This window comes from Streptomyces sp. NPDC107528, assembly GCF_055639295.1.
Genome location: NZ_JBVKAV010000003.1, coordinates 315,841 through 328,149 on the forward strand (window position 1 = coordinate 315,841; position 12,309 = coordinate 328,149).

Below are 12,309 nucleotides of genomic sequence, written 5' to 3' on the forward strand. Positions count from 1 at the left end.
GGTCAGCCGGCCGTGTGGGGTGTGAGCAGGTCCGTCATGCCGATGCGCTCGTAGAAGTCGGCACGGACACCGTCGGCGACGTCGCTGACCCGCTCCGAGCCGTCGTCGGCCGGGTCGATGGTGACGCGGAAGGGGCGCTCGCCCTTCGGTGTGCCGACGATGCGGACGATGGCTCGGGCCACCTCCATGACATCGGCGTCGGCGGGTGCCAGCGCGGCCAGGGCCTTGCCGACGTCGTCCATCAGCCCCGCGTAGAAGGTGTCGTACGCCTCCGCGGTGGCGGTGTCCTCGGGGTGCATCGCGTGGGCGAAGTGGTTGGTGCCCGAGGTGAAGGAACCCGGGACCACGATGGAGGTGTCGATGCCGAAGCGGCTCAGCTCGACCGCGTAGCTCTTGGCCAGGTGGTCCATCGCGGCCTTCGCGCCGAAGTAGGGGCCGAGGTAGGGCGGGGTGCCGCCGTAGGTGCTGGACGACCCCACCCACAGCAGCAGACCGTCGCGCCTGTCCCGCATCTGCGGCAGCACGGCCCGGTTGACGCGCTGCGTGGACAGCACGTTGGTGTCGTAGATCTCGGCGATCTGCTCCGGCGTGAACGCCTCCGTCGGGCCGAGGACCATGTGCCCGGCGTTGTGGACGACGACGTCGATCCGTCCGGCCTCGGCGGTGACCTGCGCGACGGCGGCGTCCACGGACTCCTGGGCGGAGACGTCGAGTTCGACGGCACGCAGCACCACGCCGTGCCGGTCGGCGTAGGTCTGCGCGTCCGCGACGGCGGGGGCGTTGCGGCCGGTGGTCTGCCGCATCCCGGCGTAGACGGTGTGTCCGGCATCGGCGAGGGCGCGGGCGGTCAGGGCGCCGAAGCCGCTGGAGGCACCCGTGACAAGGACGACGTAGGGCATGGCGAACTCCTTGGTGGCGTGCGGAAACGTAAAGGGGTGGTTCTGATCGCGGCCGGAGGCCCGGTCCAGCGCTGGGCGGGTCCGGTCGGTCAGGCGAAGGTGATGACGCTGCGACCGTGGGCGGAGCCCTCCGCCATGGCGTCGAGAACCGCCGGGGCCCGGTCCAGGGTGATCGGGGTGACCTCGGGCAGGATGCCGTGGGCCAGCGAGAAGGCGAGGGTGTCGCGCAGGTCGCGGGGCGAGCCGGAGGGGGACGCGGCCACGTGCAGGCGGTTGAGGACCATGGGCGGGGTGGGCAGCGTCAGCGGCTCGGAGCCGTAGCCGAGGAGCAGCAGGGTGCCGTCGGGGGCGAGGCCGCCCAGGGTGGCTCCGGCCGCGGCGGTGGACGGGGCTGCGTTGAGCACCAGGTCGGCACCGCCGTCCCACGCCTTGAGTGCCTCGGCCGGGTCGGACTCGTCGGTGGCGACGAACAGTTCGGCGCCCAGGGTCTTGGCCTGGTCCTCGCCGCGCCGGGAGCGGCCCACCACGGCGACCCGCGCGCCCATGGCGGCGGCGTAGCGCACGGCCAGGGTGCCCACTCCGCCCAGACCGACGACGGCGACCCTGGAACCGGCCTTCGCGCCGCCCTGCCGCAGGCCGTTGAAGGCGGTGAGGCCGGCGCACATCAGCGGCGCGGCGGCAACGGGATCCAGGCCCTCCGGCAGCGGGGTGACGAAGTTGGCCTTGAGCAGGGCGTACTCGGCGTAGCCGCCGTCGGCCACGACGCCGGTGATCCGCTTGCGGGGGCACAGGATCTGGTCGCCGCGCACGCAGTAGTCGCAGTGCTCGCAGGAGTCGTACAGGAACTGGGCGCCGACCGTGGTGCCGACCGCGGGGAAGGTCACGCCCTCGCCGACGGCCGTCACGACTCCGGTGATCTCATGGCCGGGGATGACGGGGAACCGGGCGAAGGGGTATTCGCCGCGCAGCAGGTTCAGGTCGGAGAAGCAGACGCCACAGGCGGTGACCTTGACCAGGACCTCGCCGGGGGCGGGCTGGGGGACGTCGAGGGTGTCGAGGGCGAGCGGAAGGTTCGCGCCGGTGGCGACGGCAGCACGCATCGCGGGCTCCAAGGGTGTCGGGGGGAAGTACTCCAGTTGGGTTCCTGGTACTTCCGAGTCTCCGAGCCCGCTGTGATCCCGTCCAATGCTTGTTACGGCTCGATTGATGCCGAGGAGGCATCGGCGCAGGTCTACGTCGTGCCTCGGGCCCGCACGGCGGCGTGGACGGTGTCGACGAAGCTCGTCACGAGGTGCGAGGGGCGCGAGCCGTTCCAGGCGAGGGACACCTGGCCCGGGGGTACGTCCGCGACGGGGACGTACGCGATGTCGGACCGGGGGAACGCGGCCGCGACGGAACTCGGCACGAAGGCGATTCCGCGCCCGCCGCGGACGTAGCCCAGCAACTCCTCCATGTCGTGGAAGGCGGGGCCGTGGCCGGGCCGGGTGCCGTCGGGGCGTGGGTCGGCGTTCCATACGGCCGACCAGGCCTCGGCCGCCTCGGCGTACTCCAGGACGGGGGCGTCGGTCAGGGCCGCGAGGTCGACCTTGGCGTCCCGGGCCCGTGGATGATCGATCGGCAGGACGGCGGCGAGATGCTCGGCGTACAGGGCGAGGAGGTCCACGCCGTCGGCCTCCAGCGGCGGCCGGACGAACCCGACGTCGACACTGCCGTCGAGGAGGGCACGCGCCTGGCTCCACCAGCGCAGCCGGACCAGTTCGATGGAGACACGGGGGAAGCGCGCGGAGAACGCGTTCAGCGCCAGGCTCACATCCGTGCCCAGCATGAACCCGACGACCAGCGCGTCGTCACCGGCGCCGATGCGGCGGGCCCGCTCCTGGGCGGCCTCCGCGGCGGCGAGCAGCGCCTTGGCGTCGCGCAGGAACTGCTCCCCGGCCGGGGTGAGCGAGACCTCGCGCGTGCTGCGGGTGAACAGCTCGACGCGGAGCTCGTGCTCCAGCTGGCGTACCTGACGGGACAGCGCGGGCTGGGTGACGTGCAGGGCGACCGCCGCCTGCCCGAAGTGCCGGCGCTCGGCCACGGCCACGAAATAGCGCAGCTTGCGCAGATCCAGATCGATCGGCCTGTCGGGCATGGCCTGTCCTGCCTCTCCGCCCCATCCGCTCTGCCCGCCGACGGAAGCGGCGCGCGGTGCCGCAGTCGGCGCCCTTCACGCTATCCGACCGAACGGGACGCGCCGCCCGGATCGCCCACTTGGCGTGCCCGACGTGGGCCCCGGCCCGGACACGCCGGCATCTACGGCCGCACGGCCCAAGGAACGCCGGGCTCCGCGACGCGCCCCGCCTGCAGCGGCCCCCTCACACCCACCCCCAGGACATCACCCTCGCGCGGTGTGATGGGCGGCGTGGGCAGTTCCCTTCTCCGGTCCCGGAAGGGGTCCAGCGCGCTTCTCGCCGGTCCGGGGCACCGGCACCGCAGTCCGCCCTCCCGCCGGTCCGGGCCACGGCTCACAGTCCGCCCAACCCACCGGTCCGGAACAGACCCAACCCGCCCCGCCCCGGTCATGGAAGAGGCTTCAGCCCGCCCTCACGGCCCGAGAAAAGACCCACAGCCCACCCCTCCCACCGATCCAGAACAGGCCCAGCCCGCCCCACACCACACGCCGAACGGGAGTCAGCCCTCACGACCCGGCAAGCGGCCCACAGCCCACCCCTCCCACCGATCCAGAACAGGCCCAGCCCGCCCCACACCACACGCCGAACGGGAGTCAGCCCTCACGACCCGGGGAGCGGCCCACAGCCCACCCCTCCCACCGATCCAGAACAGGCCCAGCCCGCCCCACACCACACGCCGAACGGGAGTCAGCCCTCACGACCCGGGAAGCGGCCCACAGCCCACTCCTCCCACCGGTCCGGAACAGAGCCAACCCGCCCCACACCACACGCCGAACGGCCTTCAGCCCGCCCTCCAGGGCCGGGCAAGAACCCACGGCCCGCCCATACCGCCGGCCCGGGACAGGCCCAGCGGGCCGCCATCCCGTCCGGCCCGGCCCCGTCGGCTCAGCCCGACGCGTCCACCAGGGCCAGTTCGTGGAGTCGGTCCGGTGGGCCCGGGCGGGCGTAGTACCAGCCCTGGGCCGTGTCGCAGCCGAGTATGCGAAGTTGTTCGGCCTGGGCGCCGGTTTCCACGCCCTCCACGGTCACGGCCAGGCTCAGGCTGTGGGCCAGGGAGACGATTCCCTCGACGATCTTGAGGTCGACGGGGTCGGCCGGGAACTGCTGCATGCTCTGTGTGAAGGAGCGGTCCAGCTTGAGGATGCTCACCGGGAGCCGGCGCAGGTTGGCGAGGTTGGAGTAGCCCGTGCCGAAGTCGTCCAGGGCGATGTCGACGCCCATCTCGGCCAGTCGGCGAAGCGGCTTGAGCAGGTCGTCGTCGGCGCCGATGAGGGCCGACTCGGTGACTTCCAGGCAGAGGGCGTCGGGTGCCACCCCCGCGCGCTCCAGGATGTCCACCGTGTCCTGCACCAGCCCGGGGTGGGTGAGTTGGCAGGGCGAGAGGTTCACGTTGATACGGAGCGGGCCCGCGTCGACGTGGCGTTCCCGCCACTCGCGTGCCTGGCGCACCGACTGTTCCAGGACCCAGCGGCCGAGCGGAACGATGAGCCCGGTGTGCTCGGCGAGCGGGATGAAACGGTCAGGACCGAGGACGCCGTGCTGCGGATGCAGCCAGCGCACCAGCGCCTCGGCGCCGCGCACACTGCCGTCGCCGAGGTGGACCAGCGGCTGGTACTCGATGAAGAACTCGCCCCGGTCCAGGGCCGTCGGCAGCGCCGTGGTCAGCCCGTGCCGGGTGATGGCGCGGGCGTCGGCCTCCTCGTCGGCGAGCTCGAAGCGGTTGCCGCCCGCCGACTTGGCCCGGTACATCGTGATGTCGGCGCTGCGCAGCACCTCCGCCGGGCCGCGCTCCCCGGCCGGGCCTTCAACGATGCCGATGCTGCCGCGCACGGTCAGCTCCCGGCCGTCGACGCTGATCGGCGCGATCAGCGCGTTCATGATCCGGGCGGCGAGCTCGTCGACCTCGCGCTCGGTGTCGGGGCCGGTGGTCAGCGCCACGAACTCGTCGCCGCCGAGCCGCGCGACCATCTCGCCGGGCGCGGTGGCGCAGGACTGCAGCCGGTCGGCGACCTCGACGAGCAGCCGGTCGCCGGCGGCGTGGCCGAGGCTGTCGTTGACGGTCTTGAAGCCGTCCAGGTCGAGGTAGCACAGGCCGAACCGCTGGCCTTCCCCGGCGCCCAGTGCCTTCTCCAGGCGCTCGAAGAAGAAGGTGCGGTTGGGCAGTCCGGTGAGCGCGTCGTGGGTGGCCTCGTAGCGCAGCCGCAGATTGAGCAGGCGGCGCTCGGTGGTGTCCTCCATCAGGGCCAGCTGGTACTGCGGTTCGCCGTCGGCGTCACGCAGCAGGGAGACCGTGAGGTTGGTCCACAGGACCGTGCCGTCGGGGCGGTAGAACGCCTTCTCGACGTGGTAGTGCTCGCGCTCTCCGCGGACGAGTTCTTCGTAGAGCTTCCAGGTCTGCGGCGCGTCCTCGGGGTGGGTCCACTCCATGACCCTGCGGCCCTGCATGGACTGCTCGGACAGGCCGAACATCCGCAGCAGCGCGCCGTTGACCTGCAGGACGTTGCCGTCCAGGTCGGCGATGCCGATACCTATGGCGGCACCCTCGAAGACCGCGCGGAAGCGGGCCTCGGTCGCGTGCAGGGCCTGCGCCACCACGCCCTGCGCCTTGAGGGCGGCTGCGGAGATCGCCTCCTGCTCCGCCAGCGTCCGCTCACGCAGTGCCTGGGCGAACCCGGCGGCCATGGCGTGCTGGAGCCGCGCCGAGCGGGCCCGCTGGTCCTCCTGGTCGCCGTCGGTGCCGCAGTACAGCACGAGGTAGGCGTCGACGCAGTCCAGCGAACGGCTGAGCGCCTCGGGGTCGGTGCAGTGCGCGCAGACGAGCGCGGCGCCGACCGCCTTGCCCTCGTCGGCCTCGAAGGTCCTGGCCCTGAGCGCCTCGCTCAACCGCCGGGCCAGCGGCAGCAGTTGCTCCTCGAACTCCGGCCGGGTCGACGACGTCGAGGTCACCGGGAAGACCGCCCGGCTCCAGATCGTCGCGAACCGGCGCAGTCTGTCCTCCGGCCCGTCCGGCCCCGCGCTCACGCCGTACGTCCCACGCCGGCGAAGCCGGAGAAGGCATACGGATCCTCGTCGTCCGGTGCGGTGTCCGGCCGCCAGAGCGGCATCGGCACCAGTCCGGGTTCCACCATGTCGTACCCCTCGAAGAACCGCGCGATGGCCTCGCGCGAGCGCATGATCAGCGGGTTGCGAATGTCCTTGTACACGTCCACCGTGCCCTTGGCCCGCTCCTCGGGCAGCGGGATTCCCTCGTACGAGGCATGCGTGAGCACCAGCATGCTGCCGGGCGGGAGCGCGTCACGCAGCTCGGCCACGACGGCGTACGGGTCGTCCTCGTCCTCCACGAAGTGCAGTATGGCAACGAGCAGCAGCGCCACTGGCCGGTTCAGGTCGATGAGGCGCTCGACCTCGGAACTGCCCAGGATCTCCTGCGGCTTGAGCAGGTCCGCGGCGACGACGTCCGCTGCGTCGTTGCCGTCGAGGACCGCCTGACTGTGGGCGACGGCGACCGGGTCGTGGTCGACGTACACCACGCGGGCACCGGGGACGGCGGCCTGGGCCACCTCGTGGACGTTGCCGAACGTCGGGATTCCGGAGCCGATGTCCAGGAACTGGGTGATGCCCTGGTCGACCGCGAAGCGCACCGCGCGGCGCATGAACGCCCGGTTGGCCTGCATGATCTTGGGGAGCCCCGGCATGAACTCCATGGCCTTGCGGGCGGCGTCCCGGTCGACCTCGAAGTTGTGCGAACCGCCCAGGTAGTAGTCGTAGATCCGCGAGACACTGGGTACCGAGATGTCGATGCTCCGAGGGGCCCAGGCGGGACGCTCCATCTATCTCTCCAAGGCGTAGGCGATCCGGTGTTCGAGCTGAGGCTACTGATCGCCCGCCAAAGGAGCGAGCGGAAACGGAAATTGACCATCCGTTCCCGGTCACTGCCTGTGGCACGTGCCGTATTGATGCCCCACGCACCCGCTACGAAAGCATCCGAAGCATTCCACAGAGTTCCGAACCATGGCGAAAGAGGGTGAAGAATCATGGTGAATGACGGCAAACCGGTCCGCCCCCTGCGCATGGCATCAGGGGGCGGACCGGTGGGTCGCGCGCGCCGTCCGTTCGTCCGGCACTCTCGCTGTCTCTCCCTCCCTCCCGTGGTCGGAACTCGACTGGGTGAGGCGATCAACCCTGGGGAGGTGTGATCTTTTTACTGCTCGGACGCGCCGACCGGCTTGCCGTCGGGGCGGATGGCGAACCAAGTGCCGCCGACGCCCTGACCGTTGGTGTCGCCGGGCTTCTTGTCACCGGCGAAGGTGTAGATCGGTACGCAGTCGATGGTCTGCTGCTTGATCCCGTCGGGCCGGTCGAAGACCACGTAGCCCTGGCCCCTGGGACCGGACCCCTTCAGATCGATGCCCTCGGTGTCCTCGGCGTCGACCGGCGCGATGACCGGCCACTTCTCCAGGCACTCGCCGGTGCACGCCGTCTTCATCGGCCAGGGCGAGTCCTTCATGAAGCGGTAGACCGTGTGGCCGTTCTTGTCGATGACGATCTCGCCGAGCTTCGAGTCCTCGCGGGTGGACAGACCGGGCAGATCGCCCGCCTCGGCACCCGCACCGCCCTGCGCCTTCTTGCCGTCGGGCGCGAGCGCGTACCAAGTGCCGCCGACGCCCTGACCGTTGACGTCACCGGCGTTGGTGTCCTTCGCAAAGCGGTACGCCGGCCAGCCGTCGACCGTCAGCTGCTTGGTGCCGTCGGTCCGGGTGACCGAGCCGAGCAGCGCCTTGTCGATGCCGGCGCCGGCCGTGGCATCGTCCGCGGGGACCGGCGGCCACTTCTTGGCGCAGTCGCCGTCGCAGCTCGACTTGGGCGGCTCGGCGGTGTCCTTGTCGAAGCGGTACAGCGTCAGACCGGAGCTGTCGGTCAGCACCTTGCCGAGTTCCTGGTTGGTGGAAACGGCCAGCTCACCGGCGGAGGACGGCTTGGCGGCTGCGCTCTCCTGGCCCGCCGCGCCCGAGTCGTAACCGGTGCCGTTTCCAAGGCCCGTGCCGGCGGTTCCGTAATCACCGGCCGCGGCCGTGGCACCGACGTTCTGGCTCGCCGGCGGGGCCGTTTCCTGCCCACAGGCCGTCGTCAGCGCCAGCACTGCAACGGCGCTCACCACGAGCGAGGCGCTCCGCCACGAGGTCTTCATCGTCAACTCCCCAAACTCACAAGGGTGTTGCAGCGCCCTGCTGCGCCGCCGCACGACAAGAGGTACGCACGAAAGCCACTCTCGTGTTCAACCGGCGCACAAATTTCTTTCCGGAAGCTGTGAAAACCGCCTCCCGTCGCACGCGCGTGCGCGTCGGCGGTTACGCCTCCGTCCGCTGATCAAACCTTTCGTGGGGCATCCGTCGCCCGTTCGGGGCATTCCTCTCACTCTTGGGCCTGTCTCTACGCGCGCTGGCCTCAGGATCTTCGTCGTGCATGGACTCGAACCGATCCAATCCACGCTCACCACACGGGCGTTGACGGTGCTGACGCTGACCTGGCTGCTGGTGTCGGCGCCGGCCGGCGTGGCGGGGGCCACCGCCTGCGCGTATGCCGACACCGGCCCGGACGGTGCGAGGGCGGTGGCGGTCGCAGGGAGCCTCACCTGGCCCACTCCCCCGCAGTGCCCGTCGCCGACGCCGACACCGACTCCCACCCCGACGCCCACGCCGTCGCCCTCTCCGGACCCCACGCCCACGCCACCGCCGAAACCCACGCCCACCCCGAAGCCCAAGCCGCCGCCTCCACCGCCCCCGCCTCCCCCGGCGCCCCCGGCTCCTCAGCCGGCGCCGCCCCGTCCGCGGCCGACCCCCACGCCCACGCCGCCGCCCCCACCGGCCCCGACGCCCACACCGAAGCCGTCGGCCAAGCCCACCCCGAGTCCGTCCGTCGCGCCGGTGCACTACCCGCCCTATCGGGCCACCCAACACCGGCGGCCGGCGCACAGCGCCCCGTCGCCGCTCATTTTCGTCCTGCTCATCGCGGCACCGGCGATCGTCGCCGTCGCCGCACTGCGTCCGCGCTGACCCTGGAGGCATCCCTTGCCGGAATGGCTTGTTCTCACCCTCGCGATGCTGGCCGCCTGCGCCGTGGTGGTCCTCATCACCTTCGTCCGGCACCGCACCGCGCCGGACGACGAGGATCCCTCCGAGACCCCGGACGTCATCGAGTACATGACGATGTGGATCGGTGTGGTGTACGCCATCGTCCTGGGCCTTGCCATCGCGGGCGTGTGGGAGGGCCGTAGCGCCGCCCAGGACCACGTCCAGGCGGAGGCCGTGGCGCTGCACGAGATCTCGGAACGGGTGCGGATTTATCCGGCCGACATCCGCAACCGCATTCGGGAGGATGTCAACGCCTATGTCGGACACGTCGTGACCACCGAGTGGAAGACGATGGCCGACGACGGGCGGATGACCGAGCGCGGCACCGAGCTGCTGCAGCGCGTCCGCGAGGATGTCACCGACTACGAGCCGAGGACGGACTTCGAGGCGCAGGCCTACCAGCCGCTCCTCGACCAGGTGACCGCGGCCGACCAGGCGCGCAACGCCCGCGCGAACTCGACCGGGGAGACGATGCCGGGCGTGGTGTGGTTCGGGCTGATCGCCGGCGGCGTCGTCACCATCGGGATGATCTTCGCGCTGCAGATCCGGCGCACACCCCGCGAACTGGTCCTCGCCGGGCTGTTCTCCGCCCTGATCGCCTTCCTGCTTTTCCTCATCTGGGACTTCGACGCGCCGTACAGCCGTGGCGTCACGGCGTCGGCGGAACCGTTCCTCGAACTGTTCCCACAGGCCAAGGACTGACAGGTCCTCACCTGACGGAGCGCCGGGGGACGGCGGCGGAGCAGCGGCGCCGAGCCGGGCAGGGCCGCCACGCCGGGCACGTCCCCCGGTCGCGGGAACGAACGTCCCCCGGGCGGCTCACAGCCTTGCCCCATTCGCACGACAGCGATCGCGCAGGTGCACGCCCCTTCCTAGCGTTTCGCACATCGAGGTGCATTTCCGGCGCGAGCGGAAGAAGGTCCGCAGCTGCTCCTCGGGGAACCCGGAGGACCCACCATGCGCGCGATACGTGTCGCTTCGGCCGCCCTGCTGGGCCTCGGCGCCCTCTCCATGACCGCCCCCGCCGCCCACGCGAGCGTCGACAACTCCGGTTTCTGGGCCAGGGTCGTGCCCACCACCGTCGCCCCCGGCGGACAGGTCAGGCTGCGCGCGACCGGCTGCGAGCAGGGCGTGACCGTGGCGTCCGCGGTCTTCGACACGATCACCATCCCCCGGGGGCGGACGACGGCCAGGGCCACGGTCGACCGGGACGTGAGGCCCGGTGCGGTGTACGAGGTGTCCTTCTACTGCGGCACGTTCTGGCAGACGGTCGACCTCACCATCGCGGGCGGCCGGCCGGAACCGCTGCGGCCGGATCACCCGCAGAAGGGCGCCCACGCGGGCGGGGGCGGCACTCTCGCCGGGCTGGACCTCAAGGAGGTCGCCCTGGGCGCCGCCCTCATCACGGCCGCGCTCGGCACGGCCTACCACCTCTCCCGACGCCGCACGGACGACGACGGCACCTGACATCACCGTTGCTGGGGCACCCGCACAGGCCTTCGCCCCGGAACCCCGCAAGGGGGCCGGGGCGAAGGCCTGTGGGCGTGTGATCCCGCTCCGACGGGCCCGCGGGTCAGATCCGCTTCTCCGCGCGGCGCCGCATCCAGAACACGCCGCCACCGACGAGGGCCACGGCGATGAGCCCGCCGCCGATGGCCATGTCGGTCGGCGTCGCGCCGGTGGAGCTGCTGCCGCCGAGACCGCCCTGGACGCCCCCGATGACGGTGAAGGCGGTCGGGTTGGTCAGCGTCCTGGAGTCGCAGGTGACCGTGACGCTGTGGGAACCCGGCCGCGCGTTCCTGTTGACGGTGGCCGTGCCCCTGGCCGTGTTGCTCCCGCGCACCGTGCTCAGGTGAGTGGGCCGGAAGGCGTCCGAGGTCGCGGTGCCGCCTCTCGGGCAGTTGTCGACCGTGATGGTGATCTGCCCGCCGCGGGCGATGACGTTGGGCAGGACGACGATGTTGCTCGGTCCGGACGGCATGCCGTCCCGCGCGACGGCCGCGGGGGCGGCAAGGCTGAGAGCGGCTACCGCGGTGGCAGCGGCCGCCATGGCACGAGTGGTACGCATGTGATCCTCCGCGGAAGACGCCCCGGGAACCGTCCCCGGTCGATCGGCGAGAAAGCGCCTCCCAGAAAGACCCTCAGATGCCGTGCCCCGGGCCGCATTTCGGCGATGGTCCGTCCTGGTGAGACGACACGCCGACGGATAACCCCACAAGCTGAATTGCCGCAGGTCACGCACCGTCAGAATTTTCCTGTGCGCGGCAACTCGGATGGCGCACCGATGGGGGCGGGCCACCCGTTCGTATCTGCCCCGTCGCCGCTTTCGCACGCGGGACTTAGCGTTCAGATATGCGCGAATGACGGGGCGACGGCCGCGTCGAGAGGGGTAGTCGAATGTCTGCGTCCGAGCTGGCCGAACTGGCCGAACTCGCCGAAGAGGAGGAGCGGCGGAAGAAGCGTGCTCCTTGGGGAGTGATAGCGCTGGTTCTGCTGACCGGCCTCGCGCTCGTTCGCAACGGCTCGGGTGAGTTCGACGAGGGGCCTCCGCAGCCGGCCTCGGCGGCCGCCCCTGACACCCGGGTGCCCGGTGGCCTCTTCGCCGGGGCCACGCAGCCGCTGCCGTACGCCCTGCCGGACCGCGTCAGGATTCCCGGCATCCAGGTGGACGCGCCGATGATCCCGGTCGGTCTGGACGTGGACGGCTGGGTCGGCGCGCCACCGCCGGAGGACCCCAACCTGGCGGGCTGGTTCACCGGTTCGGTGTCTCCGGGCGAGAAGGGCACCGCGGTGGTCGTCGGCCATGTCGACAACAGCCAGGGCCCCGCCGTGTTCTACGGACTCGGGGGCCTGCAGAAGGGAAATCGCGTCGAGATCGTCCGCAAGGACGGAAAGACGGCCGTTTTCGAGATCTACGGCATCGAGGTGTTCGAGAAGAACAACTTTCCCGGCGACCGGGTCTACGCCTCTAAGGGGAGTGCCGAATTGCGGGTCATCACCTGCGGCGGCGGTTTCTCCCAGCAGAACGGTTACGACGGGAACGTCGTCGCTTTCGCCAGCCTGGTCGAGGTGCGCTGAGCACCCTCGCCCGGCCGGCGAAAGCGG

At 71.2% G+C, this 12,309-nt stretch carries 11 protein-coding genes; 4 read left to right on the forward strand and 7 right to left on the reverse strand.

What is annotated here, in order from left to right; genetic code table 11:
* Positions 1 to 2 precede the first annotated feature (2 nt).
* From ACZ7L5_RS11255 to ACZ7L5_RS11280, 6 genes are all read right to left on the reverse strand, one after another.
* The gene (locus tag ACZ7L5_RS11255; RefSeq protein WP_471516327.1) at positions 3 to 899 is read right to left on the reverse strand and encodes an SDR family oxidoreductase; all 897 of its coding nucleotides are present in this window, start codon (positions 897 to 899) and stop codon (positions 3 to 5) included.
* A gap of 89 nt (positions 900 to 988) precedes the next feature.
* Positions 989 to 1,999: an alcohol dehydrogenase catalytic domain-containing protein gene (locus ACZ7L5_RS11260; protein ID WP_471516329.1), complete on the reverse strand. Its 1,011-nt coding sequence runs from the start codon at positions 1,997 to 1,999 to the stop codon at positions 989 to 991.
* 131 nt (positions 2,000 to 2,130) lie between these two features.
* A complete protein-coding gene (locus ACZ7L5_RS11265) occupies positions 2,131 to 3,033 on the reverse strand; it encodes a LysR family transcriptional regulator (protein ID WP_471516331.1) in 903 nt (300 codons plus the stop codon).
* 925 nt (positions 3,034 to 3,958) lie between these two features.
* Complete coding sequence (locus tag ACZ7L5_RS11270) at positions 3,959 to 6,094, reverse strand: putative bifunctional diguanylate cyclase/phosphodiesterase (RefSeq protein ID WP_471516333.1); 2,136 nt, start codon at positions 6,092 to 6,094, stop codon at positions 3,959 to 3,961.
* A complete protein-coding gene (locus tag ACZ7L5_RS11275; protein ID WP_471516335.1) occupies positions 6,091 to 6,903 on the reverse strand; it encodes an SAM-dependent methyltransferase in 813 nt (270 codons plus the stop codon). Before ACZ7L5_RS11275 ends, ACZ7L5_RS11270 begins: the two co-directional genes overlap by 4 nt.
* A gap of 371 nt (positions 6,904 to 7,274) precedes the next feature.
* On the reverse strand, positions 7,275 to 8,261 hold the full coding sequence (locus tag ACZ7L5_RS11280; protein ID WP_471516337.1) for an SCO0930 family lipoprotein: 987 nt from the start codon (positions 8,259 to 8,261) through the stop codon (positions 7,275 to 7,277).
* Positions 8,262 to 8,532: 271 nt separating this feature from the next.
* Here ACZ7L5_RS11280 and ACZ7L5_RS11285 point away from each other — a divergent pair, with 271 nt between their 5' ends.
* From ACZ7L5_RS11285 to ACZ7L5_RS11295, 3 genes are all read left to right on the forward strand, one after another.
* The gene (locus ACZ7L5_RS11285; RefSeq protein ID WP_471516339.1) at positions 8,533 to 9,126 is read left to right on the forward strand and encodes a hypothetical protein; all 594 of its coding nucleotides are present in this window, start codon (positions 8,533 to 8,535) and stop codon (positions 9,124 to 9,126) included.
* A gap of 15 nt (positions 9,127 to 9,141) precedes the next feature.
* A complete protein-coding gene (locus tag ACZ7L5_RS11290) occupies positions 9,142 to 9,906 on the forward strand; it encodes a bestrophin-like domain (RefSeq protein WP_471516341.1) in 765 nt (254 codons plus the stop codon).
* 255 nt (positions 9,907 to 10,161) lie between these two features.
* Positions 10,162 to 10,671, forward strand: coding sequence for a hypothetical protein (locus ACZ7L5_RS11295; RefSeq protein ID WP_471516343.1), 510 nt, complete (start codon positions 10,162 to 10,164; stop codon positions 10,669 to 10,671).
* A 106-nt stretch (positions 10,672 to 10,777) separates the two neighbouring features.
* Here ACZ7L5_RS11295 and ACZ7L5_RS11300 read toward each other — a convergent pair whose 3' ends face one another.
* Positions 10,778 to 11,272, reverse strand: coding sequence for a hypothetical protein (locus ACZ7L5_RS11300; protein ID WP_363036702.1), 495 nt, complete (start codon positions 11,270 to 11,272; stop codon positions 10,778 to 10,780).
* Between the two features lie 329 nt (positions 11,273 to 11,601).
* On the opposite strand from ACZ7L5_RS11300, the gene ACZ7L5_RS11305 reads away from it, so the two are divergent.
* Entirely contained in the window at positions 11,602 to 12,282 is a 681-nt protein-coding gene (locus ACZ7L5_RS11305) for a class F sortase (protein ID WP_362383473.1), read from the forward strand.
* Positions 12,283 to 12,309 lie beyond the last annotated feature (27 nt).

Excerpts from the sequence above, each read along its gene's own strand:
- ACZ7L5_RS11300 (WP_363036702.1), bottom strand. The coding sequence starts at position 11,272 with ATGCGTACCACTCGTGCCATGGCGGCCGCTGCCACCGCGGTAGCCGCT.
- ACZ7L5_RS11265 (WP_471516331.1), bottom strand. The coding sequence starts at position 3,033 with ATGCCCGACAGGCCGATCGATCTGGATCTGCGCAAGCTGCGCTATTTC.
- ACZ7L5_RS11295 (WP_471516343.1), top strand. The coding sequence starts at position 10,162 with ATGCGCGCGATACGTGTCGCTTCGGCCGCCCTGCTGGGCCTCGGCGCC.
- ACZ7L5_RS11280 (WP_471516337.1), bottom strand. The coding sequence starts at position 8,261 with ATGAAGACCTCGTGGCGGAGCGCCTCGCTCGTGGTGAGCGCCGTTGCA.
- ACZ7L5_RS11305 (WP_362383473.1), top strand. The coding sequence starts at position 11,602 with ATGTCTGCGTCCGAGCTGGCCGAACTGGCCGAACTCGCCGAAGAGGAG.
- ACZ7L5_RS11255 (WP_471516327.1), bottom strand. The coding sequence starts at position 899 with ATGCCCTACGTCGTCCTTGTCACGGGTGCCTCCAGCGGCTTCGGCGCC.
- ACZ7L5_RS11260 (WP_471516329.1), bottom strand. The coding sequence starts at position 1,999 with ATGCGTGCTGCCGTCGCCACCGGCGCGAACCTTCCGCTCGCCCTCGAC.
- ACZ7L5_RS11275 (WP_471516335.1), bottom strand. The coding sequence starts at position 6,903 with ATGGAGCGTCCCGCCTGGGCCCCTCGGAGCATCGACATCTCGGTACCC.